General features: G+C 67.5%; 23 protein-coding genes. 8 read left to right on the top strand and 15 right to left on the bottom strand.

All coding sequences use genetic code 11. The features are described from left to right. Nucleotides 1–58: 58 nt before the first annotated feature. The 4 genes from AC1DBL_RS03990 to AC1DBL_RS03975 all read right to left on the bottom strand — a co-directional run bounded on the left by AC1DBL_RS03990 (nucleotide 59) and on the right by AC1DBL_RS03975 (nucleotide 3,746). Entirely contained in the window at nucleotides 59–871 is an 813-nt protein-coding gene (locus AC1DBL_RS03990) for a class I SAM-dependent methyltransferase (RefSeq protein WP_476925507.1), read from the bottom strand. 9 nt (nucleotides 872–880) lie between these two features. Next, entirely contained in the window at nucleotides 881–2,494 is a 1,614-nt protein-coding gene (locus AC1DBL_RS03985) for a putative bifunctional diguanylate cyclase/phosphodiesterase (RefSeq protein WP_476925506.1), read from the bottom strand. After that, nucleotides 2,481–2,861: a DUF7793 family protein gene (locus AC1DBL_RS03980; RefSeq protein ID WP_476925505.1), complete on the bottom strand. Its 381-nt coding sequence runs from the start codon at nucleotides 2,859–2,861 to the stop codon at nucleotides 2,481–2,483. Before AC1DBL_RS03980 ends, AC1DBL_RS03985 begins: the two co-directional genes overlap by 14 nt. Nucleotides 2,862–2,975: 114 nt before the next feature. After that, nucleotides 2,976–3,746, bottom strand: a complete 771-nt coding sequence (locus AC1DBL_RS03975; RefSeq protein WP_476925504.1) for a septum formation family protein — start codon at nucleotides 3,744–3,746, stop codon at nucleotides 2,976–2,978. A 582-nt stretch (nucleotides 3,747–4,328) separates the two neighbouring features. Between AC1DBL_RS03975 and AC1DBL_RS03970 the strand changes: the two genes are divergently transcribed. Further along, complete coding sequence (locus AC1DBL_RS03970) at nucleotides 4,329–4,562, top strand: DUF3073 domain-containing protein (RefSeq protein WP_082492711.1); 234 nt, start codon at nucleotides 4,329–4,331, stop codon at nucleotides 4,560–4,562. A gap of 324 nt (nucleotides 4,563–4,886) precedes the next feature. Further along, a complete protein-coding gene (locus tag AC1DBL_RS03965; RefSeq protein WP_476891932.1) occupies nucleotides 4,887–5,663 on the top strand; it encodes a VOC family protein in 777 nt (258 codons plus the stop codon). Between the two features lie 28 nt (nucleotides 5,664–5,691). On the opposite strand, the gene AC1DBL_RS03960 is transcribed toward AC1DBL_RS03965, so the two are convergent. Then, nucleotides 5,692–5,994, bottom strand: coding sequence for a helix-turn-helix domain-containing protein (locus AC1DBL_RS03960; protein WP_441416652.1), 303 nt, complete (start codon nucleotides 5,992–5,994; stop codon nucleotides 5,692–5,694). A 67-nt stretch (nucleotides 5,995–6,061) separates the two neighbouring features. Between AC1DBL_RS03960 and map the strand changes: the two genes are divergently transcribed. Further along, nucleotides 6,062–6,838, top strand: coding sequence for a type I methionyl aminopeptidase (gene map, locus AC1DBL_RS03955; RefSeq protein ID WP_476891933.1), 777 nt, complete (start codon nucleotides 6,062–6,064; stop codon nucleotides 6,836–6,838). Nucleotides 6,839–6,840: 2 nt separating this feature from the next. Here map and purM read toward each other — a convergent pair whose 3' ends face one another. From purM to AC1DBL_RS03940, 3 genes are all read right to left on the bottom strand, one after another. Then, nucleotides 6,841–8,010 carry a phosphoribosylformylglycinamidine cyclo-ligase gene (gene purM / locus AC1DBL_RS03950; protein WP_441416654.1) on the bottom strand — a complete coding sequence of 390 codons (1,170 nt, stop codon included), beginning with the start codon at nucleotides 8,008–8,010 and terminating at the stop codon, nucleotides 6,841–6,843. Next, entirely contained in the window at nucleotides 8,007–9,728 is a 1,722-nt protein-coding gene (purF, locus tag AC1DBL_RS03945; protein WP_476925503.1) for an amidophosphoribosyltransferase, read from the bottom strand. Before purF ends, purM begins: the two co-directional genes overlap by 4 nt. Before the next feature lie 76 nt (nucleotides 9,729–9,804). Next, the gene (locus AC1DBL_RS03940; protein WP_441416656.1) at nucleotides 9,805–10,131 is read right to left on the bottom strand and encodes a hypothetical protein; all 327 of its coding nucleotides are present in this window, start codon (nucleotides 10,129–10,131) and stop codon (nucleotides 9,805–9,807) included. A 196-nt stretch (nucleotides 10,132–10,327) separates the two neighbouring features. On the opposite strand from AC1DBL_RS03940, the gene AC1DBL_RS03935 reads away from it, so the two are divergent. Beyond that, on the top strand, nucleotides 10,328–11,176 hold the full coding sequence (locus AC1DBL_RS03935; RefSeq protein ID WP_441416657.1) for a class I SAM-dependent methyltransferase: 849 nt from the start codon (nucleotides 10,328–10,330) through the stop codon (nucleotides 11,174–11,176). Nucleotides 11,177–11,278: 102 nt separating this feature from the next. Here the strand turns inward: AC1DBL_RS03935 and AC1DBL_RS03930 are convergent, their stop codons facing one another. From AC1DBL_RS03930 to AC1DBL_RS03920, 3 genes are all read right to left on the bottom strand, one after another. Further along, the gene (locus tag AC1DBL_RS03930; protein WP_476891934.1) at nucleotides 11,279–12,226 is read right to left on the bottom strand and encodes a hypothetical protein; all 948 of its coding nucleotides are present in this window, start codon (nucleotides 12,224–12,226) and stop codon (nucleotides 11,279–11,281) included. Between the two features lie 168 nt (nucleotides 12,227–12,394). Continuing rightward, on the bottom strand, nucleotides 12,395–12,874 hold the full coding sequence (gene bcp / locus AC1DBL_RS03925; RefSeq protein WP_175322394.1) for a thioredoxin-dependent thiol peroxidase: 480 nt from the start codon (nucleotides 12,872–12,874) through the stop codon (nucleotides 12,395–12,397). A 117-nt stretch (nucleotides 12,875–12,991) separates the two neighbouring features. Further along, nucleotides 12,992–14,452: a chitinase gene (locus AC1DBL_RS03920; RefSeq protein WP_476909250.1), complete on the bottom strand. Its 1,461-nt coding sequence runs from the start codon at nucleotides 14,450–14,452 to the stop codon at nucleotides 12,992–12,994. 294 nt (nucleotides 14,453–14,746) lie between these two features. Between AC1DBL_RS03920 and AC1DBL_RS03915 the strand changes: the two genes are divergently transcribed. Continuing rightward, nucleotides 14,747–17,068, top strand: coding sequence for a glycosyltransferase family 2 protein (locus tag AC1DBL_RS03915; protein ID WP_476909251.1), 2,322 nt, complete (start codon nucleotides 14,747–14,749; stop codon nucleotides 17,066–17,068). 44 nt (nucleotides 17,069–17,112) lie between these two features. On the opposite strand, the gene AC1DBL_RS03910 is transcribed toward AC1DBL_RS03915, so the two are convergent. Both AC1DBL_RS03910 and AC1DBL_RS03905 read right to left on the bottom strand, forming a co-directional pair. Then, entirely contained in the window at nucleotides 17,113–17,913 is an 801-nt protein-coding gene (locus tag AC1DBL_RS03910; protein ID WP_476925502.1) for a hydroxypyruvate isomerase family protein, read from the bottom strand. Nucleotides 17,914–17,941: 28 nt separating this feature from the next. Continuing rightward, nucleotides 17,942–18,103: a hypothetical protein gene (locus tag AC1DBL_RS03905; RefSeq protein ID WP_441416662.1), complete on the bottom strand. Its 162-nt coding sequence runs from the start codon at nucleotides 18,101–18,103 to the stop codon at nucleotides 17,942–17,944. 38 nt (nucleotides 18,104–18,141) lie between these two features. On the opposite strand from AC1DBL_RS03905, the gene AC1DBL_RS03900 reads away from it, so the two are divergent. Continuing rightward, nucleotides 18,142–19,125 carry an aldo/keto reductase gene (locus AC1DBL_RS03900; RefSeq protein WP_476891936.1) on the top strand — a complete coding sequence of 328 codons (984 nt, stop codon included), beginning with the start codon at nucleotides 18,142–18,144 and terminating at the stop codon, nucleotides 19,123–19,125. Between the two features lie 27 nt (nucleotides 19,126–19,152). Here the strand turns inward: AC1DBL_RS03900 and AC1DBL_RS03895 are convergent, their stop codons facing one another. Further along, nucleotides 19,153–19,677: a DUF488 domain-containing protein gene (locus tag AC1DBL_RS03895; RefSeq protein WP_476891937.1), complete on the bottom strand. Its 525-nt coding sequence runs from the start codon at nucleotides 19,675–19,677 to the stop codon at nucleotides 19,153–19,155. Between the two features lie 89 nt (nucleotides 19,678–19,766). Between AC1DBL_RS03895 and AC1DBL_RS03890 the strand changes: the two genes are divergently transcribed. Both AC1DBL_RS03890 and AC1DBL_RS03885 read left to right on the top strand, forming a co-directional pair. Beyond that, nucleotides 19,767–20,417 carry a uracil-DNA glycosylase gene (locus tag AC1DBL_RS03890; RefSeq protein ID WP_476891938.1) on the top strand — a complete coding sequence of 217 codons (651 nt, stop codon included), beginning with the start codon at nucleotides 19,767–19,769 and terminating at the stop codon, nucleotides 20,415–20,417. A 50-nt stretch (nucleotides 20,418–20,467) separates the two neighbouring features. Next, complete coding sequence (locus tag AC1DBL_RS03885; protein WP_476891939.1) at nucleotides 20,468–20,758, top strand: hypothetical protein; 291 nt, start codon at nucleotides 20,468–20,470, stop codon at nucleotides 20,756–20,758. 70 nt (nucleotides 20,759–20,828) lie between these two features. On the opposite strand, the gene AC1DBL_RS03880 is transcribed toward AC1DBL_RS03885, so the two are convergent. Next, on the bottom strand, nucleotides 20,829–21,302 hold the full coding sequence (locus AC1DBL_RS03880; RefSeq protein WP_476891940.1) for a hypothetical protein: 474 nt from the start codon (nucleotides 21,300–21,302) through the stop codon (nucleotides 20,829–20,831). Between the last annotated feature and the right edge of the window lie 204 nt (nucleotides 21,303–21,506).

The following is a 21,506-nucleotide window of genomic DNA, read 5'->3' as shown; positions in this document are numbered from 1 at the left end:
CGCGAACGGCAAGGGCCGCCCGCCGGATTCCACCGGCGGGCGGCCTTTTCGTTGAATGTCAGCTCTGCTGGCCCGGGGCTTTGCCGGTTCCCGCCATAAGGGCGAAATATCCCGGAACGCTTTGGCGGGCATTCTCGGACCTCATGGGGACCACCTCGATGCTGATCGGGCCGTCCTCGATGAGCTGCCAGTCCGCGTCCGGGAACAAGGCGTGGCGTTCGCGGGCACCGAAGCGGCCCGGCCGTGGCAGGTTTTCCAGCGCCCGGCGCAGCTGGCGCGGTACGTTCTCTCGAGTGGCCCCGAGCTCCGCCAAATAGTCGAGGCTGTTGCCGGGGAAATTGGTTTCCGCCAAAAAGATCCGGCCCTTGTCCCCGACTGCCGTCCGCAGGTTTTCCACCATGGCGGCTTGCTTGTCGGGTTTCAGGACGTGAAAGACTCCGCGGACGAAGACGTTGACGGGGCCCAGCCGCTCCAAGCTAAGTCCTCCCGTGCCTGTATCCGCAGCATCCAGGACCATAAACTCAGCATTGGGGACATCTTCTGCTTCCGCAGCCGCTCTGTCGATTGCGCCGGCGGACACATCGATTCCGATCACCCGTGGAAAAAGCCCGGCCAGCCACCGGGTGTACGTCCCATTGCCGCAACCCACGTCAACGACCGGAAGAGCCGGATCAAAGTGGGCGCGGATCAGATCGGCGTACTGCACGCGCTCCGCAGCGGAATCGGCGTCCCAGAGAACGTCTCCGGCCCTGCCCGTCGTGTCGATGCCCTTCCAGTACTTGTCCCAGGCGGCATGCGGATCCCTCGGTGCCCGGGATGCGAGACGAACCACTGTCGGGATAAGCCGCATGCGGTCCCAGAGCTTTGCCATGCCGTCACTTTACCTTTGCTGTCCGGCAGCGCGGAGCCGATTAAGTGCGTCTACAGCGGGCTCCGGACGTCCGAAGTAGTAGCCCTGCCCGTAGAGACAACCCATAGCCCGGAGTTCTGCGGCCTGCCCGGCCGTTTCGATGCCCTCCACAATCGCCTCGAGCTCGGCCGCTGAGATCAGCTGGAGGATGGCAGAAACGAATTTCTGCTGCCGGGGGTCGGACTCAAGGTCCTTGATGAGGGAGTGGTCCACCTTGACTGTGTCTGCGGGAAGCGTCCGGAGGTAGCTGATGGACGAGTACCCGGTGCCGAAGTCGTCAATCTGCAGTCCCACACCCATGGCGCGGAGGGCTCTCAGCACCTGTTCCTCTCCCGCTCCGGGGGACATCAGGACGGTTTCGGTGATCTCAAGCACCAGCCGGCCCGGTTGCACGTCGTTCTTTTCCAACGTGTCCCGGATGTCCTGCAGCAGGTCGCCTCTGAGGAGCTCGGCGGCCGAGAGATTGATGTGCAGCCGGAAATCGGTGAGATCCGGTGCCTCCCTTTTCCACCGGCTCAGCTGAGAGATTCCTTCGTGCAGGATCCATCGCCCCAGCTCGACGATGAGGCCGGTTTCTTCCGCGATGCCGATGAAGTTGTCCGGCATGATGGTTCCGTGGACCGGGTGGTGCCACCGGACGAGGGCCTCCACGCCGGCGACTCGCCCGGAGGCGAGTTCAATGACCGGCTGGTAGAGAAGTGCCAGCTGTCCCTCGGAAGCCGCCGTGCGCAACTCGGCTGTTATCCGCGATCGCTCCCTGACGGCGTCGAGCATATCCGGGTGGAAGCGCTCGATTCTGTTCCGGCCCTGGGCCTTGGCTTGATACATGGCGAGGTCGGCATCGCGCATGAGTTCCTCCGAGCTATGTCCGGGATTGCGAAGGCAGATCCCGATGCTCGCCGTGGTCCAGACCGTTTCGGATCCCACGTGTATGCACTCCTGCAGGGCTTCCCGCGCCCGCTGCGCAATGTGGACGACTTCCTCTTCGGTCGCCCCTGCGATGAGGACGGCGAATTCATCCCCGCCGAGGCGCGCCACGGTGTCCGAGGTCCGGACCACGGAGCGCAGACGGCTGGAGACCTCCACAAGCACGGCATCTCCGGCGCTGTGCCCCATGGTGTCGTTGATTGCTTTGAAGGAATCCAGATCCAACACGAGAACGGCCGCGGCGCTGCCGCCCTGTGCGCTGGCGCCGATCGCGTCCTGGATTCGCTCGCTGAGCAGGGTCCGATTGGCCAGGCCCGTCAAAGCATCGGTTTTGGCCATCTGCTCCAGCTCGACCTGGGTGCGCCGCAACATGGCGGTGCGGGCAGCCACCCGTTCTTCCAGGTCCGAATGGATATGGCCGAGTTCTTCGGCGAGGAGATTGACGCCGGTAATGACGGCATCAATCTCATCGCGTTGGTCCGAGGGTTCGATCCGCGCACTCAGCTCGCCGGCAGCAAGCCGGACGATGCCGTCGACCAGCAGTTGCAGGCGGCCGTCTACAGCCCCGTCGGCCGGAGCCGTGTAGGGAAGAGTCTCAGGAACGTCGACAGTTGCGATGCTGTCTTGTCGTTGCCGACCCCTTTCACCGGTCGGCACTGAGCCATTCCATGGCGTCGTTGCGCGAGGTGAAAAACCGTGTTGGGCAAGGCGGTATATGAACCCCCAGGAAGAAGTTCGCCAGGACCCGGTCCACGGGCGACCGTCCCAGCAGGGCGATGCGGGAGGCGCTGCACGGGATGGACCAGATGCTTCGGGCTTCACGGCTGACGGAAGCCACCGCCGCCATGTCGACAAGCATCGGATGGGGGACGCCCTGGCAGGCCTCGTTCACTTTCGCCATCGCCGCCCGGGCATCCGCGACCTCAATGCTGATCCCGGGCAGCCACTGCAGGTGGATGTAGCCGTCAGCGAGGAGTTTGACGCTCCCCTTACCATCGTCGACAGAATCCGGTGCCACGACCATGTCTCCTCCTGAATGGGCAGCCGAGAGATTCAGCAACACCTCAAAGGTACCGTTGGTTCCGCTGGTGTCCATGAAAAACCCGCCGCCGGGCGTGAAGAATACGCTGACGGAGCCCTAGAGCCGCGGGATCAGGGATTCCTTGATGACGTTTCCGCCGTCGGCCACGAAGTAGCAGTCCACCCGCCGGTCGCCGGTGCCCCAGCTGGAGGAGCTCGGGTAGGCCAGTTTGTAGCTGAACTGGTAGTTCCCGGACTTGTCGGTGAGCTGGGCCGCCTTGCAGGTGTCCAGCGCCTTCTGCTTCAGCGGGTCACGGCCCGGGTAGGCGTCGGCGGCGGCGTAACTGTCCACCGCCACCAACTGGGCCGAATGTCCGGTGTCACAGGCCACGACAGTGGAGGTGGGGGCGTTTGCGTCGAAGTCCTTGAAGCAGTCGCCGAGCCGGAAGTCCATCGGGTTGACGCCTTCCAGCGGCAGCGGGCCCCGGGCCGCGGGGGCCGCGGACGAGGACCCGGCCGGAGCGGGCGAGGTGCCGGCCGTGGGTTGTTGGGTGGCGGCACCCAGCGAGGTCAGCCACCAGATCACCAGCCCCAGCACGACGACGGCGGCCAGGGCGGCGCCGACCTTCGCCAGGTCCAGCCGTTGGGCGGCGGCCCAGAGGGTCCGGCCCGCGCGTCGGGCGCTCGCGCCCAGCCTGCCGCCCAGCTGCCGGGCGCGGGGCCCCAGGTCTGAGGTCCTGAGTTGCGCCACCTGGGCGGAGAGCAGCTTGCCGAATTGGGAGGCGCCGGAGGTGGTCTTCCGGTTCCCGGTCTTCCGCTTCGGGGCCTCGACGCCGGCGCGTCCGCCGCCTGCGGCCGGCGTCGTGGACCGGGTTTCGGCTGCCGCCAAGGTTTCGGCTCCCGCCCGGCTTTCGGACCGCGCGGCGGCCCGCCGGTAGGACGGCGCGGCGGGTGCGGTAGGTGCAGGGGCAGTGGCGCCCGGCGCGGTGCTGCTTAGGGGAGTGGTGCTTGAGGGAGGGGTGCTTGAGGCGATGCTGCGCGGGACAAGCGGGACGGCGGACGTCGGCGGCGCGGAAGGCCGGGGCGGGATGCGGACGGAAGAGGGCATGCGTGCCGGCGGGGCCGGAACCGGCCGCTCTCCGGGGCTGTCCGCAGGGGGAACGTCAGGCATTCCGGCATCGCCGCGCCTGGCGTTCTCGTCGCTGGCAGGCTTTTCGGTCACTCGGGAATTCACCTCTTCCGTGCGTCTTTGCCGGGGCTGGATGCCCGGCTCCGGGCCGCGTTTCCGGGAGCCCATCAAGAGACTCTATCGAAGAAGGCTGCCGGGCCGCATGCGGAGGCGCTCGGGCGGCGAGCAGTGACCGCCGAAAGCATGTAATCTAGGTGTACGACAAATTGACCAAACATTCCGGGGCCTCACCGAACGCCAATGGTGACCACCTCCGGTCCGAGTACAAAAGGGGGTCACGCCATGGGGCGCGGCCGTCAAAAGGCAAAAGCTACCAAGCAGGCTCGGGATATTAAGTACTATTCCCCGAACACTGACTACTCTGCGCTTCAGCGTGAGCTTAAGAGCTCGGAGGGTCGTGCGCCGAGCCGCTTCTCGAGTGAGCCCGTTGAGCCGGATTATTCGGCTTATGTGGATAAGTACGCGGACGATGTGGAAGAGGACGACGACGAGGTAGATTCCCGTCGGATAGGTTAGTCGACACTTCTTCCGGTCACCCCTTGCCAAGCGAGGGTGCCGACCAAGTTTTACAGGCCCGCCGGCCACACCCTCTTCGGGGCGTGCCCGGCGGGTTTTTTGCGTCCAACAACCACCCGCCCCTGCCGCCCTCCCTCCGGTGCCGGCCCCGCTGCCCCGCCGCTGAACCGCCGTTTAGACGGTTCCGCGCCCAGTCGATGCTTCTAAACGACTTGTAGGCAGGGAACCATCGAAACGGCGGGCGAGGATCGGTTGCTGGGCCACGCGCCCCGGGCTAGTTTGGACTTGCCGGGCTGTCCGGCATTTCTCTGGGAAGGACTTTCCATGGCGATTCGTTCGGGGTATGCCGAAGGCGAGGTCTGCTGGGCCGATCTCCAGACGTCCGATGTGGCTGCGGCCAAGGAGTTTTACGCCGCCATCTTCGGCTGGCGGTACGAGGACCAGCCCACCCCCGACGGACGCAGCTTCGCCCAGGCGTTTCTGGGCCAGGAACTGGTTACCGTCATCGCGCCGCAGAACCCGCAGCAGCAGCGGGCGGCGGCCCCGGGACAGTGGAACGTCTACTTCGCCGTCGACGACGCCGCCGGGCTCGCCGCCGAACTGCCGCACACCGGCGGGGTGCTCGAGTTTGGGCCGGAAGCTGTGGACGGAACCGGCGTGATGGTCTTCTTCGCCCCGCCCGGCGGTGGGACCACGGGCGCCTGGCAGGCCGGCACGCACTTCGGCACGGCGCGGAGCGAGGAAGCGGGCGCCCTGGCCTGGGTCGAGTTGCTCACGCCCGAGCCGCAGGCCGCCGTCGGGTTCTTCCAGCAGCTTTTCCGCCACGAGGTGACCGAGTACCCGCAGGACGACGGAGGAACGTACACGACCCTGATGGTGGACGGCACAGAGGTCGCCGGGATCGCCACCGTGCCCGCGGCCGAGCGCAACCTTGAGCCGGGCTGGCAGGTGTATTTCGGGGTTCCCAGCGTCGCCGAAGCCGTGGCGACGGCGCGCGCTGCGGGCGGCGTCGTCCTCATTGAACCGGCGGACGATGAAGCCGGTGCCATTGCGACGCTCCGGGACCCGCAGGGCGGCGTGTTCAGCGTGCTGGAGGTTTAGCCGGGCCCCCGAAAGAGAGCCGGAACGCCTACGAGGCAAGCCGCGCGCGTGCGGTGCTGCCAGGGCCCGCAGCTTCATCGCCGGACCCGGGCGGGCTCACCTCGGCCCACACGGCATCGAGGGAGAGGCCCAGGACGCCGGCGATCGCGGCTATGGTCGGAAAGGCCGGCGTGGCCACGCGGCCAGACTCGATCTTTCGAAGGGTTTCGGGCGAGACGCGCGCATCGAGGGCAACTTCAAGCATGGAGCGGTCACCCCTCGCGCGGCGCAGCAGGACACCGAGGCGCTGTCCGCGCTCGACTTCAGCGGATGTGAGCGGCAATCTGACCATGGATCCAATTCTAATACCGGGATAATATGACCGGTATAGTTATTGGTTTTGGACGAAAGGGCGTCACATGATCGAGTTCCTGAACCACACCGAGTTGGCGCGTGCGAAAGTGACGGGCCGCCTGGTCGCAGACATCCTGCAGACGCTGAAATTGCGGAGCTCCATCGGCACCAACCTGCTGGACATCGACCGGTGGACGTCGGAATTGATCGCCGACGCCGCGGCGGAGTCCTGCTACGTCGATTACGCGCCGTCGTTCGGGCGCGGGCCGTTCGGCCACTACATCTGCACGGGCGTCAACGACGCCGTCCTCCACGGACGCCCCCACGACTACGCGTTGGCCGACGGGGACCTGCTGACTCTGGACCTCGCCGTCGCCAAGGACGGGGTGGCCTCGGACTCCGCCATCAGCTTCATCGTGGGTGGGACGCGGCCGGCCGGGAGTGTCGCCATGATCGACGCCACCGAACGCGCACTGAGCGCCGGGATAGCCGCGGCCGGACCGGGAGCCCGCATCGGGGACATCTCCCATGCCATCGGCGCGGTCCTCAGCGAGGCCGGGTATCCGATCAACACGGAGTTCGGCGGGCACGGCATCGGATCGACGATGCACCAGGACCCGCATGTTCCCAACACCGGCCGGCCAGGCAGGGGTTACACCCTGCGCCCCGGGCTACTGCTCGCGCTGGAACCATGGGTCATGGCGGACACCGCCAAGCTCGTCACCGACGCCGACGGGTGGACCCTCCGAAGCGCGACCGGCTGCCGGACCGCGCACAGCGAACACACCATCGCGATTACCGACGACGGCGCCGAAATCCTTACGCTGCCGACGCAGCAGTAAGGCTAGGCGTAGGCGTTGACCATCCGGACGGCGCCGCCGTCGACGCCCTTGGCGCCCTGGACGTAGTCCGGGCCGGACTTGAGAACCGAGTCGGAGTTTTCCCCGACGGTGCCCATGATCCACGAGGGCAGGCCGCGGGCGTTCAGGTGGTTCACCGCGGCGTCGGCGGCTTCCGGCGAGACGATCGCCACCATGCCCACGCCCACGTTGAGGGTGCGCTCAAGGTCGGCCAGCGGAACGTTGCCCAGCTCGGAGACCAACTTGAAGATGGGCGGAAGCTCCCAGGTGGCGCGGTCCACGGTGGCCAGCAGGCCCTGCGGCAGGACGCGGGCCAGGTTGGCGGCCAGTCCGCCGCCGGTGACGTGGCTGAAGCCGTGCACGGCCCGGCCGGCTGCGGAGCCGTCCACCGGGAACGTGCGGGCCAGGTCCAGGCAGTCCGCGGCGTACACCCGGGTGGGCTCAAGGAGTTCCTCGCCCAGGGTGCGCTCGAATTCGGAGACGTGGCGGTCCAAGGCCCAGCCGGCGTGATTGACGACGCGGCGGACCAGCGAGTAGCCGTTGGAGTGCAGGCCGGAGGAGGCCATGCCGATCACCACGTCGCCGGCGCGTACGCGCTCCGGACCCAGCAGCGAGTCGGCCTCGACCACGCCGGTGGCGGCACCGGCGACGTCGTACTCGTGTTCACCGAGCAGGCCCGGGTGCTCGGCGGTTTCGCCGCCCACCAGGGCGGTACCGGCGACCGAGCAGGCGGCCGCGATGCCGCGGACAATGTCGGCGATCCGCTCCGGGACCACCTTGCCGCAGGCGATGTAGTCGGTCATGTAGAGCGGCTCGGCGCCCACCACCACGATGTCGTCCACCACCATGCCCACGAGGTCGAAACCGATGGTGTCGTGGATGTCCATGGCCTGGGCGATGGCGACCTTGGTGCCGACGCCGTCGGTGGAGGTGGCCAGCAGCGGCCGCTTGTAGGTGAGCAGCTTGGAGACGTCGTACAGGCCGGCGAAGCCGCCAACGCCGCCGATCACCGAGGAGTTGTGGGTCGCCTTGACGGCGTCCTTCATGAGTTCGACGGCGCGGTCGCCCGCTTCGACGTCGACGCCGGCGGAGGCGTAGGTGATGCCGGTGTTCTGGGCGTCGTTCATGTCAGCGGCCGTGGAGGCGGAAGTCATACTGGCTCTTTCTTGTCGGCATCAAGCTTGTCGGCGGGTACGCGGTCGGCGTCGGTGAGCAGTTCTTCGAACTCGGCGTCGGGCCCCGGGTCGCAACCCGTGGCGCCGGCCTTCTCAGCCGGATCCTCGTCGGCCGGGATGGCGGCGTCGGACGCCGCGTTGGCGGCAGCGTCGGCCGCGGGAATCCCGGCGGCCGCGCTTCCGGACGCTGCGGGGGCCACCGTGGCGGGCAGGCCGACAGGCTGTCCGACAGAGTCGGGGCGCTCCAGCAGGTTCTTGCCGAGCTTGTCGGCGCCGGGCAGCTCGATCGGGTACTGCCCGGTGAAGCAGGCCGTGCACAGGCGTTCGCGCGGCTGCCGGGTGGCGCCGATCATGCCGTCCTCGGAGATGTACGCGAGCGAATCCGCGCCGATGGCCTGGGAGATCTCGTCGATCGTGGCGCCGTTGGCGATCAGCTCAGCGCGGGAGGCGAAGTCGATGCCGTAGAAGCAGGGCCACTTCACCGGCGGGGAGGAAATTTTGATGTGCACGGCCGCGGCGCCGGCTTCCCGGAGCATCCGCACGATGGCGCGCTGGGTGTTGCCGCGGACGATCGAGTCGTCCACCACCACCACGCGCTTGCCGCGGATTACAGACTCCAGGGCGTTGAGCTTGAGCCGGATGCCGAGCTGGCGGAGCGTCTGCGAGGGCTGGATGAAGGTGCGGCCCACGTAGGCGTTCTTGACGAAGCCGTGCGCGAACGGGATGCCGGATTCCTCGGCGTAGCCGACGGCGGCCGGGGTGCCGGATTCCGGCACGGGGATGACGATGTCCGCTTCCTGGGTGTTCTCGCGGGCCAGTTGGCGGCCCATTTCCACGCGGGATTCGTACACCGAGCGGCCGGCAATCGCGGCGTCCGGGCGGGCGAGGTAGACGTACTCGAAGACGCAGCCGGCCGGCGTCGGCTCGGCGAAGCGCTGGGAGCGGACGCCCTGTTCGTCGATGGCGATGAATTCGCCCGGTTCGATCTCGCGGATGAAGCTCGCGCCGACCGTGGCGAGGGCGGACTGCTCGGACGCCACCACCCAGCCGCGCTCCAGCCGGCCCAGGACCAGCGGGCGGATGCCGTAGGTGTCGCGGGCAGCGTAGAGGGTGCCTTCGTCCATGTAGACGAAGCAGAAGCCGCCCTTGATCTTGGGCAGCAGTTCCAGCGAGGTCTGTTCGAGGGACTTGCCCTCCTCGCCCTCCAACAGGGCCGTGACCAAGGCGGTGTCCGAGGTGTTGCCCTGCTTCATTTCGCCGGTGAGCTGGCCGCCGTTGCGGTCCACGATCATGGCCTTGAGCTCGGCGGTGTTGGTGAGGTTGCCGTTGTGCGCCAGGGCGACCGTGCCGGTGGCGGTGGCGCCGAGGGTGGGCTGGGCGTTGGCCCAGTGGCTGGCGCCGGTGGTGGAGTAGCGGCAGTGGCCGACGGCCAGGTGCCCGGTCAGGGTGTTCAGCGTGGTCTCGTCGAAGACCTGGGACACGAGCCCCATGTCCTTGTAGACGTTGATCCGCTTGCCGTCGCTGGTGGCAATACCAGCCGACTCCTGACCGCGGTGCTGCAGCGCGTACAGCCCGTAATAGGTGAGTTTTGCTACCTCTTCGCCGGGAGCCCAGACCCCGAAGACGCCACATGCGTCCTGCGGGCCTTTTTCGCCAGAGAGAAGGTCATGAGAAAGTTTTCCATCGCCGCGTGCCACTGGTCGATTATCTCACGTTGTGCGCTAGGACTTTTCCGGAGGCCGGTTTATGACCTGCCGGCCGGCCTTCGCCTGCTTAGGCGCGGTCCTCGCCGTCGGTGTCCGGAACAGAGTCCGGGACGGACTCGACGACGGCGCGCTCGGCGCGGCGGACGCTCAGCCGGTCAAGCACCAGTGCGACGGCGGCGCCCAGTATGGCCCCGCCCGCGATGCAGAAGGTCAGGAAGAAGCCGAAGACGGAGTTGGCGTCGTAGCCCTCGTCGGCCGGCAGGCCGTAAGCGATAACGGCGGCCACTACGACGCCCAGCAGGCCGCCCAGGATCAGGAACGGGACGTATCTCGGAGCGCGGCGGACGGTGACGGAGCGGCGTTCGGGCGCAACGGGGGTGTCTTCAGGAGCCATGCCGTTAAGCCTACTGCCCGCGCGGGCGCTGCTTTTTCGCCGGGCATTTTCGCGCCGTTTGCGGACCGCCGCTGTGGGGATCCGCGGCGCGGAGGACCGATTCCGTGGCGGAAATTCGGGACCCTAGCGGGAACTCGGGCGGCGGAGCACACTAGGGGGTGGGGGAGGGTGCGGTCCGGACTATTAAGGACGCACCATGGCAGTTGCAGCGGACAGTATCCGGGACCGGCAGCGCATCATCTGGGACCAGTTCGCGGCAGGCTGGAAAAAGTGGGACGCGGAACTGCTCGGCTGGCAACGCCCTTTCGGCGACGCCGTGATCAAGGACGCACGGCTCCGACCGGACTCGATTGTGCTCGATGTTGCGTCGGGCACCGGCGAGCCCGGGCTCACGGCGGCCGCCCTGGTGCCCGACGGCGAGGTGGTGCTCACCGACATCTCGGCCGGCATGCTGCACGTGGCCGAGGAGAAGGCCTCCGCCCAAGGGCTGGCCAATGTGAGCTTCAACGTATGTGATGCCGCGGAGCTGCCCTTCGAGGACGCGACGTTCGACGCCGTCCTGTGCCGTTTCGGCTTCAACTACTTTCCCGACATGCGGGGCGCCGTGCGGGAAATGGTGCGGGCGGCCAAGCCCGGGGCGAGGATCAGCGCGGCCGTCTGGGGCCGGACCGCGGAAAACCCATGGGCCGCCCTCGTCCTTGGCTCACTCGCTCAGCATGCGGAGCTGCCGCGGCGGCCCGATGTCATGCCGGGGCTGTTCCGTTGCTCCGCGCCCGGCTTCATGACCCGGCTGTTCCGGGATGCCGGCTTAGTGGACGTGGCCGAGCACAAGGTCAGCACGGACCTGGTGCACGACTCCCCGGACAGCTACTGGGAATTCATCACTGATATCGCGGCCACGGTGGCCACGGGACTGGCGAAGGCGGACAAGGAAGCGCGGGCGCTGATCCGCTCCGATGTATTCCAGCTGCTGGGACGCTACGAGCACCAGGGCGCGCTCAGGCTCCGGTCAGCGGCGACGATCGTGGGGGGCACCAAGGCGTAGGCCCTGGGCCGCGGCGTTTCCGCGCCGGTTTCGGACTGGTGCGCCCCGGATCCGGGGAGCGGCTGACCGGAACCGGCGCGGATTTCCGATGCCGGCGCGCCATCACCGGCGGCAGGCCGGCTTGGTCAGCCTCGGGACCCCGTGGGAAGTGAGAAACGCGGCGAATTTCGCCGGCCCGGAGATCTCGGTCCAGGTCCAACGGATAACCCGCCGGCCGGTGGCGCGTATCCGGTCCTCGCGGGCCTTCTCGTCGATGACGACTTCGGAGGTGGTCCGTCCCTGCAGGTATTCGGCTTTCTGGTACTTGACCAGGCCGTCGAATTCCCCGCACAGCCCCTGCTCCGGCCATTCGAAGTCCGTGTAGGCGGCCAGTCCGCGGGCATCGCGGATGGGGGTTTGCAGCCGAGGGGGCTCGAAGCCCAGCCGATACATTAGGGCACGGCTCACCGATTCGCCGGGTGATCCCGATGCCGGGTCTGCGAAGTCGATCGCGGCCCGGATTCTGCGCACCGCTGCCGCGCTGTAATCGGCTCCGATGCCGCCGTCGAGCTCCTCCTTGCTCAGAGCGGGCAGCCCCGGCTGCGGACGCAGCACGTGGTCCAGCGCAGCGGCGGCCTGTTCAAATGACTCGAACGCCGCCAGATCCAGGACGGTCCGGAGCCGCCCCGTGACCAGCAGCCCCCGGCGCTCTTCGACCTGCAGGGTCAGCGGATCGGTGTAATGCCGCCGGACACCCGCCCGCGAGCGGCCGCCGCCGTCGTCGGACGTGCAGGCATGCACCAGCGTGGGGCGCCCCAGCACCGGAAGGTCCCACAGCGCGGCCGAGGACTTCCGGCAGAACACGGTACGGCTTTGCAGCGTCGACGCGGCCGCCTGGATGAGGAGCGTGTACCGGTTCCAGCTCGGCAGCGCGTCCCATGCCACCGACTGAACGTAGACGCCCCGCCTGATGCGGCGCAGCTCGCCCGCCGCGGCCCGGCGGCACAGCTCGCGCGCGTCCCGGCCGAGCCGTGCCGAGTCGCTGCTGAGAATGAGTCGGGGAAGTTCCATGCCCCGATGCTCTCCGGCCGCCCGGTCGTCGGCAACGGGCACGACGGCGGATGTGGACAAGTCCGGCTGTGGCTGCGGATTTTCGCTGCGCTTTCGGACGCAGGCAGGCCGGATTAGGTGCGCGCCTGTCCGAAACCGGTGCGGATTTCCTGGGCCGCGGCGGAATTCCTAGACGCCGAGTTCGTCCTTGAGCGCGGCGACGTGGCCCTCGGCCTTGACCTGGTACTGCGCCAGCTTCACCTTGCCCTCGGGATCGAGGACGACGGTGGAGCGGACGATGCCCTCGGTGATCTCGCCGCGGACCAGTTTCTCGCCCCAGGCGCCGTAGGCGAGGGCCACGGCGTGGTCCTCGTCGGCCAGCAGCGGGAAGGTCAGGGCGAAGTCGCCGGTGAAGTGCGCCAGTGCCTCGGGAGCGTCCGGGGAGATGCCCAGGACTTCATAGCCGGAGCCCTGCAGGGAGGCCAGGCTGTCGCGGAAATCGCAGGCCTCGGTGGTGCAGCCCGGGGTGGCGGCCTGCGGGTAGAAGTACACGATGACGTTCTTGCCGCGGTAGTCGGCCAGGGAAACCGGCTTGCCCTCGGCGTCGGGCAGCGTGAAATCGGGGGCCGGGGTTCCGGGCTGAAGCTTGACGGTGAGGTTCTGGCTCATGGGAGAGTCCTTCGCTTGGAGGGCGGCTGGAAGTTGGTCTGTGATGCACAACATTCCGGGCGGATCCGGTATTCCGCTGGGCCGCCGCGGACATTGCGCGCCGGCCGACCACCCCGGCTACTTTGCCGCGGGGGACTGGATTTGGGCTGGTGTCAGCTTCATCCAGGGCGAGTCTGGCGCGCCTTCGAGCATGGCCTGAGGGCTGTCCGACTGTGTCCACCACTTGGCTTCGAAGGCGTAGCCGTCGAACAGGATCCGCGAGCCGCGTTTGTAGACCGTCGTCGAGGACCATTCCGGGAACGTGCCGGCGGCGACAGTGGTCCGAGGGCTGGGGCGGTCGCCGGGAAGCACGGGGCCGATGAGTTTCCAGGGAACCGTGGCGCCCTGGTCCACGGGGTTGTCCGGGCTGTCGCCCTGGGTCCACCACTTGGCCTCGTAGACATTGCCGTGCCACACGATCCGGTCGCCACCAACGTAGCGGGCCGACTCGTTCCAGACCGGATACGGGCTGGTGGAGGGGTCATCCGTGACGGTGGGGCTGGGGCTGGCGGACGGCGGCGCGGTCTGGGCGGCGGCGAAACCCGTGGGGATCACGTCCGCACCCAGGACGGTGGAGAACAGCGCGTCGCCCTGGTTGATGCCGCTGCAGCTGTCGGAGACTTTAGCCACGTTCGGGTAGTTGCTCCCGCAGGTACGGTCGCGGTTGAGCGACCACATGGACACCCGGCCCACGCCCTTGGACTTGGCATAGGCGTTGAGCGCGGACGCGTCGTCGAGCGTAAAGACTTCTCCCGCAACATCGTTTTGTCCGATCATCGGGGTGATCCCGAGCCGGCGCCAGGCCGTGTCCGATCCGATGTCCTGGCCGTTCGCGCGGTACAGGGTCTGCAGCTGGGCGTGCGCCGCCTCCGCTGCGGACGCGGACGCGTCATACATGGACTGGCCGGCCGGCTTGCTGCCGCCAAAGTCCATGGTCATGATGTTGACGCCGGTGACGTCGACGCCGGCGCGAAGCGTCCGTGCGACGACGTCGCGCCCTGTCTGGGTCAGCCCGGCCGGATCGGCCGGGAGGGTCAGCCACACATCGAGAGTCTTTCCCATCTTCTTCCGGTCCGCCTGGAGCGCCGCCACGGCCTGGGCCCGGCGGTCGACTGAGGCTGTGTCGGCAAGGGCGGTGCCCTCGATGTCGAGGTCGATGGAGCTCACGTCGTAGCGCTCCACAACATCGCGGTAGGCGCCGGTGAGACGGGCCGGATCGGTGCACCCAACGGCCAGCTCGGTGTTGATGGCGCCGCCGAAGGAAATGGACACGGCTCCGCCGGACTGCCGAAGCCGGGCGATCCGCCGATCCAGATCCAGCTCTGCTTCGGCCGCAGTAAGGCTGTAGGCGGCGCCCCACGACGGCGCGCAGGGGTCACCCTTGTCAGAAACAATGAACGACAGGACCACGCTCTTGGCCTCGGGAGTGGCCGCGGACTCAAACGAGTACCGCGGCGTGGCCGTCACATCCACATAGCCGGAGAAGACCGAAGGAATTGAGGAGGCCGCGTTTGCGTCCTGGAATGAGCGAAGTCCCAAAATAGAGCCACCCGTAAGGGCAGCGACAACAAGCAGCAGAATTCCGAGCCGCAATTTGGAAAGGCGGCGCCCGGGAAAGCGGTTCGACACAGGTATACCCCACTACTTGTCAACGTTTTTACTGCCCCGGCCGCGTGGATCGCGGCCCATCGAAGTACTTTCCAGCCATCTGATGATCACTGGTAAATAGTTAGGGGTCGTGCGCTTAGTATAAGGGCAGGTCAGGACCCGATTTGACGGGAGGATGACCTCCTGTGTGTCCGCTGGGGGCACGCATGACGTGGATGGGGATGCATGTCTAACCTTTTGGCCAATTCGCGGCCGGATGAAATTACGGCCGATGACGAGAGTGCAAAGAGCCGTAAGCGCCAATGGGGTGCGGAACGGCGCTCGGAGCCGTTGGCAATCGTGCACCCCGAACCCTCGCGCCGGAAAATTATTCTCGGCAGGGTCGGCATTCTTGTTACGGTGCTGGCCTGGGTCGGCTATGTGGTGACCACAGTGCTCAGGGCGCTGGTCAATGACCCGACGGCGGGATTCAGATTCCGGGCAGAAGCGGTGTCGTATGTCGTCGTCGTAACATTCCTGACGTTTTCTGCCCTGATGTACCTCCTGGCCCGGCAGGGTGCGCTGAACCGGTTCCGTGAGCACCGCAGGGTTCCCCGCGGCGAGCTGGACCGCCATTTCGTCGATTACGACAAGGCCGTCACCGTGCTTGTGCCCTCGTATGCCGAGGAGCCGCAGGTTGTCCGGGCCACGCTGTGGTCCGCCGCGCTGCAGGAATTCCCGGACCTGTCCGTCGTCCTCTTGCTCGACGACCCGCCGTTCCCCGCGGACCCGCAGGACCAGGAGCGGCTGCAGGCGACACGGGAGCTCGCCGCCGGTATTAACCGGGCCCTCCACGAGCCGGCCGGCCGCCTAAACGCCGCGAGCGACGCGTTCAACCTCCGCGCCAGCAAGGGCAAGGCCGCGGGCGGGCTGCCGGCGCTCATCGCTGAGTACGAGTACGCCGCGGACTGGATCGAGGGCATGGCCGAGACGGAACGGGTGGATGACCACGTCGATGAGTTCTTCGTGGACCTCGTCCTCATGGGCCTCGCCCGTGAACTGCGGCTCGTCCTGACGGCCCTCCACGCGGCACAGGCGCAGGGCACGGAGCCGGAGGTGCCCCGCATGCGGGAGTTGTACGCCCGGCTGACCTGGATCTTCAACGCCCGCGTCTCCACGTTCGAGCGCAAGAAGTACGCCAGCCTGTCGCACGAGGCGAACAAGGCCATGAACCTGAACGCTTACTTGAGCCTGATGGGACACCGCTGGCGGAGCGAACACACCGCCGACGGCACCGTGCTCCGGCCGTCCACCGTGCCGGCTGGCGATGACCTCATCGTCGAGGACAGCACCTACGTCCTGACCCTGGACGCCGATTCGCTGCTGCTGCGGGACTACTGCCTGCGCCTGGTCCACTTCCTGGAGTCGCCCGGAAACGAGCGGGTGGCCGTGACCCAGACGCCATATTCGTCCTTCAGGGGCGCGCCCACCCGGATCGAACGTGTCGCCGGCGCCACCACCGACCTCCAGCACGTCCAGCACCAGGGCATGACGCGGTACGGGTCCACGTTCTGGGTCGGCGCCAACGCCGTCATCCGCAAGGTCGCGCTGGAAGACATCGTGGAAGTCTCCGCCGAAGGCGGGTTCGAAGTGCGGACCTATATCCAGGACCGGACCGTGATCGAAGACACCGAATCGAGTGTGGACCTGGGCCGCGAGGGCTGGGAACTCGTCAACTATCCGGAACGGTTGAGCTACAGCGCAACGCCCCCGGATTTTGGTTCCCTCGTGGTCCAGCGTCGTCGGTGGGCCAACGGCGGCCTCCTGATCCTGCCGAAACTCTGGGACACGATCCGGCACCGCCGGGGCACCGACCAGGCCATGCGTAGCCGGGAAATCATGCTCCGCGTCAACTACATGGCGTCGATCACCTGGGCGAGCTTCGGGCTGCTGTTCCTGCTGGCTTACCCCTACGACAGCAGGCTACTGAGCCCGCTGGTCTTTGCGGCGGCCCTGCCATACTTCCTGGCCATGGGCAGCGACCTGCGTGAATCCGGCCACCGCTTCAGCGACATCTTCCGGATCTACGGGTTCAATCTGGTGCTGATGCCGGTGAACCTCGCCGGCGTCATGAAATCACTGCAGCAGGCCGTCACGGGTGACAAGATCCCGTTTGCGCGGACCCCCAAGGTCAAGGACCGGACGGCCGCCCCGGCGATCTACGTTTTGGCGCCGTACGCCATTGTCGCGTTCTCCCTCTTCACGGTCTGGCGCGATGCCATGCAGCAAAACTGGACCAATGCCGCCTTCGCTGCCTTCAACGCCGTTATGGCCGCGTACGCCATCCGCGCCTACATCGGGCTGCGGAACTCGGTTGTGGACATCTGGCTCGGAGTCCTCAACTGGCTCTACATCAAGCCAAAACAGGCCGCCCCCGCGGCTCCCAGCATCGTTCCCAAGACGCCCGAAGAGGTCAACTGGGAGGGAATCCTCTATTACGGCGACCGCCGCCTCAACCGCGACCTCCGCGGCGGCAAGGACCGGCGCAAGCGGGCCGGAACGCGCTAAGGGCGGCGCGCCGTCGCGGTGCCGGCTTGCCCGACGTCGGTCCCTCAGCGGGCCGCGGGTTGCCGGCGGGCCCAGTCGAACGCCGTGGCCGCGGGCGCCTGGTATTCCAGGCCGATGCGGCCCGCGTAACCGAGTTCGCGGCTGCGGGCGGTCCATGCCGCCAGAGGCAACTGACCGGTCCCGGGGGCTCCTCGGCCGGGGGCGTCAGCGATCTGGATGTGGCCAAAGTCTTTGGCGTGGGCTTCGATCACGGCGTCGACGTCGTCACCGTTGACCGAGAGGTGATAGAAGTCGGCGAGCAGCCTGATGTTCCCGGCACCGGTTTCCTCCTTGACCCTGGCGATGACCCGGAGGGCGTCGTCGGCGGTGCGGAGCGGGTAGTCCGGGGCGCCGCTGACGGGTTCAAGCAGCACGGTGCCGCCGATGCGGGCCACCGCCGCGGCCGCCGCGGCCAGGTTCCGGACTGCCAGTTCGTCCTGGGCCTTGGGGGCGTGCCTCGCCTGCCGGTTGCCGTAGAGAGCGTTGAAGGACGTGCAGCCGAGCCGTCCGCCGATGCCGGCCACCACATCGATGTTGTCCCGGAACTCGTCGGACCGGCCCAGCCAGGACACCAGGCCGCGGTCGCCGGCGGGCATGTCGCCGGCGTTGAAGTTCAGGCCGACCAGCTGGACCCCCGCGTCCGTGATCGCGTGCTCGAAGCGGCTGAGCTCGGCGTCGCCCGGGACGGAGCTGGCGAACGGCCACCAGAACTCGACGGCGTCAAAACCGGCAGCCTTCACCGCGGCCGGGCGCTCCAGGAGCGGCAGCTCGGCGAGCATGATGGAGCAGTTCACCGAAAAGGTCATGAGGGTTCCTTCAGATGCAGGAGCGGCCCTACCGCTTCGTGGGGTCCTTGCGGGCAGCCAGGCCGATCAGCGCCCCGACGGCCACCCCGATCAGGAGCCCGGTAAAAGGCTTGTCGGCCGTGGCCACGCCGATGGCAAAGCCGAGGGCAGCGCCAACCAGCATTCCGATCCACAGCCTCTCGTACTTCACAGCCTCAGGCTAGCAAGGCAACACCCTATAGTCGGATCATGGAACAAAGAATCTTGGGCAAGACCGGTCGGAACGTTTCCATCATCGGGCTGGGCACCTGGCAGCTCGGAGCGGACTGGGGCAACGTGGACCCGGCGCAGGCGCAGGCCATCCTGGCCGCCTCCGCGGAAGCCGGCGTCACGTTCTTCGACACCGCCGACGTCTACGGCGACGGCCGCAGCGAGCAGGCCATCGGCGCCTTCCTGGCGGACAACCCCGGCCTGGATATCACGGTGGCCACCAAAATGGGCCGCCGGATGGAGCAGCGGCCGGAAAACTACAACCTCGCCAACTTCCGCGAATGGACGGACCGGTCCCGGCGGAACCTCGGCGTCGAGCAGCTCGACCTGGTCCAGCTGCACTGCCCGCCCACCGCCGTCTACAGCAACGCCGAGGTGTACGACGCGCTGGACACCCTGGTGGCCGAGGGTGCCATCCGGAACTACGGCGTCAGCGTGGAACGGGCTGACGAAGCCCTCGAGGCCATGCGCCACGACGGCACCGCCACCGTGCAGATCATCCTCAACGCCTTCCGGCTCAAGCCGCTGGACGAGGTGCTGCCCGCGGCGGTGGCCGCCGGCGTCGGCATCATCGCCCGCGTGCCGCTCGCCTCGGGGCTGCTTTCCGGCAAGTACACGGCGGACACGTCCTTCGCGGCGGACGACCACCGGAACTACAACCGCGCCGGCGCGGCGTTCGACGTGGGGGAGACCTTCTCCGGCGTGGACTTCGGGGAGGGCCTCAAGGCGGTGGCCGAGTTCCAGGAACTGGTGCCCGACGGCGTCAGCACCGCCCAGGCGGCCCTCGCCTGGATCGCGGCGCAGGAGGGCGTCAGCACGGTGATCCCGGGGGCCCGGAACGTCGAGCAGGCCCGCGCGAACGCGGAGGCGGCGTCGGTCAGCGGCATTGACTCAACTTTCGACGTCGGCGTCCACGAAATCTACGACCGCTACTTCCGCGAATCCGTCCACCCGCGCTGGTAGGGGGCGGTCCGGTTGGCGCCCCGGCTGTCACTCCGCCGGGTACCAGACCCGGTGGCCGTCGACGCGGGCGAACGAGGTCAGGGTGTGGGGTTTGGCGGACTTTTCACTCATGATGTCCAGCACCTCGGCATTGCGGACCAGGAGCGCGTCACCGATCAGCGAACGGTGGCAGCGCCACGGGACGGCTTCCGCGCACATGATCGCCGCATCGTTGCTCCGCCCGTGCTCCAGCAGCTGGCCGACGGCGGCGGAAAACTCCTCGGTCTGCATGTAATCCGCGTAGCCCCGGAACGAGGCGTTGCGCCAGGCGCCATTGGCACTGTCCTTGCTGGTGTGCCGCAAACCGCCGAGGGATTCCATCCGCCGGTAGGTGATGCCGTTGGCCCGCACGCTCGCTGCGAGTGCGTCCGCGTTGAACTGCGGGTTGTGCCGCGACTTCGGGACGGTGCGGACGTCGATCAGCTTCTTAATGCCGTGGGCCTTGAGGATGCCGATGAATTCGTCGATGGGGTGAGTGGAGTGCCCCACCGTAAAGATGGTCGTGTCCGTCATGTCCCCATGCTAGGGCGGCGCCGGCGCCCGTGCGGAAGTTCCGCGGATAGCCTGGGTGACCCACGAGCCGCCAGGAGGGCAGGTCCGGAATGATTGCACCCTCCATCGAGGACTTTGTGCACCGGCTCGCGTCCGTGGAAACCGGGCCGGGGTGCGCCAACTTTTTCGACCACAGCGAGCCCGCGAATGAGCAGCGCCGGCGCAATCTGGCGATCTACCTGCAGGAACTGCGGGACCGTTCGCCCAAGGTGCTGCTGGTGGGGGAGGCCCCGGGTTTCAGGGGCATGCGGATCACCGGGGTTCCGTTCACCAACCGCCCCATTTTGGAGGGGCCAGCCAACGCTTTTGGCCTGTTCGGACCGGGCAAGGGCTACGTTCTGCCGCCGGACGCTGCGGGCATTGCCGCCGAGCCGACCGCGACGGTGATGTGGGAGGTGCTGGCCGAGCTGGAGTTCCTTCCGCTGCTCTGGAGCGCCTGCCCGTGGCACACCCACGTGCCCGGGCGGCCCCTGTCCAACCGCACCCCCACGGCGTCCGAAGCGGCGCTGGGAACCCCCTTTTGGCAGGCGCTGAAGCAGGAATTTGCGATCGAGACGGTGGTGGCCGTCGGCAACGTGGCGCACCGCAGCCTGCAGCGCAGCGGGCTGGACGTGCCGAAAATCAGGCATCCCGCCCACGGCGGCCGGTCCGGGTTCAAGCGCGGGCTGGAAGAACTGATCGCGTCCGGCGCCGCCCGGTAAGGCTCCAAGTTAGTGTGGGAGAAGTCCATCCGCGGATGAAAGGCAGTGCAATGAGTGATCCGAATGAGCCAAGCAACGACCCCGCCGGCCTGCGCGGTCCCGGCGACCCCGAGGCCGCGAAGGAGCGCCAGCAGCAGGGCGACTCCGACGACGTCGAGGCCCGCCAGCCGCACGCCGAGCCGGGCCACACCGAGCCGGGCCGCGCCGGCAACATCCGCGAGGAACAGCAGACCCAGGCCGCCGGAACGGTGCCCGCGGCGTACATCGGGTCCGGCGACCCGACGTCGGACGACAAGCCGGAAGACGCCGTCGGCGCCGGCGGGTGGGACGACGAGGTCTAGCGCGCAGCACACCGGAAAGCCAAGGGAACCCCTTGGCTTTCCGGTGTAATGGCACTTTCGTGGAAGACGTTCAGTGCCGGAGCGTTGCCACCTCGCTCTTCTCCCAACGGGTCCAGTTGGACCAGTGGTTGCCCACGCGGACGCGGAACGAGACGAGCTGGTAAACCTTTTCCTCGCCGCGGCGGTCAGGGACGAAGCGGTAGCTGTGGACGGTCGTCGACTCGTGGCGCCGGTTGAAGGACTCCCAGAACGTTGAGCCGCCCAGGAAATCGTCGTGCCTGCGGCCGCGCTCGTCTTCATAGCGCAACTGCCTTATCTGCACGGTCCTGTTGTCCCGGCAGTCCACCTTGATGCGGAAATCGACCCAGTGGCTGCGGTCGGTGGGCCTCAACGGGTCGACGGTGCAGCCACCCTGGCGGGTCGACGCGTCAGCCGGTGCGGCCAAGGCGACGGGGCCGCCGATGAGCCCCAGGGTGATGGCCGAGACCAAGGTGAACTTGGCCGCCCGGGGGTGGGACGTGGTTGGTGATGTGGTGATGGACATTTCTTTGGTGCTCCTACTGGAGGATGCGGTTCAAGAGGGTCGGACGGCGTGTGCCCGTCACGATCACGCCGCGGTGGCACCGCAGTCGCGGTGGCACGTCCGTCCAGTTTCGATTAGCTCGCCCGTGCTAAATAGGGCGTCGGCCGGGGGTCTGCGCCAGGGCATTCCCGGTACGTTAATCGTGCGCCTGTGGACCCGCATGCG

Source organism: Arthrobacter sp. 10T44 (genome assembly GCF_056393885.1).
The sequence above is the reverse complement of the archived record's forward strand: the minus strand, read 5'-3'. Positions and strand labels throughout refer to the sequence as shown.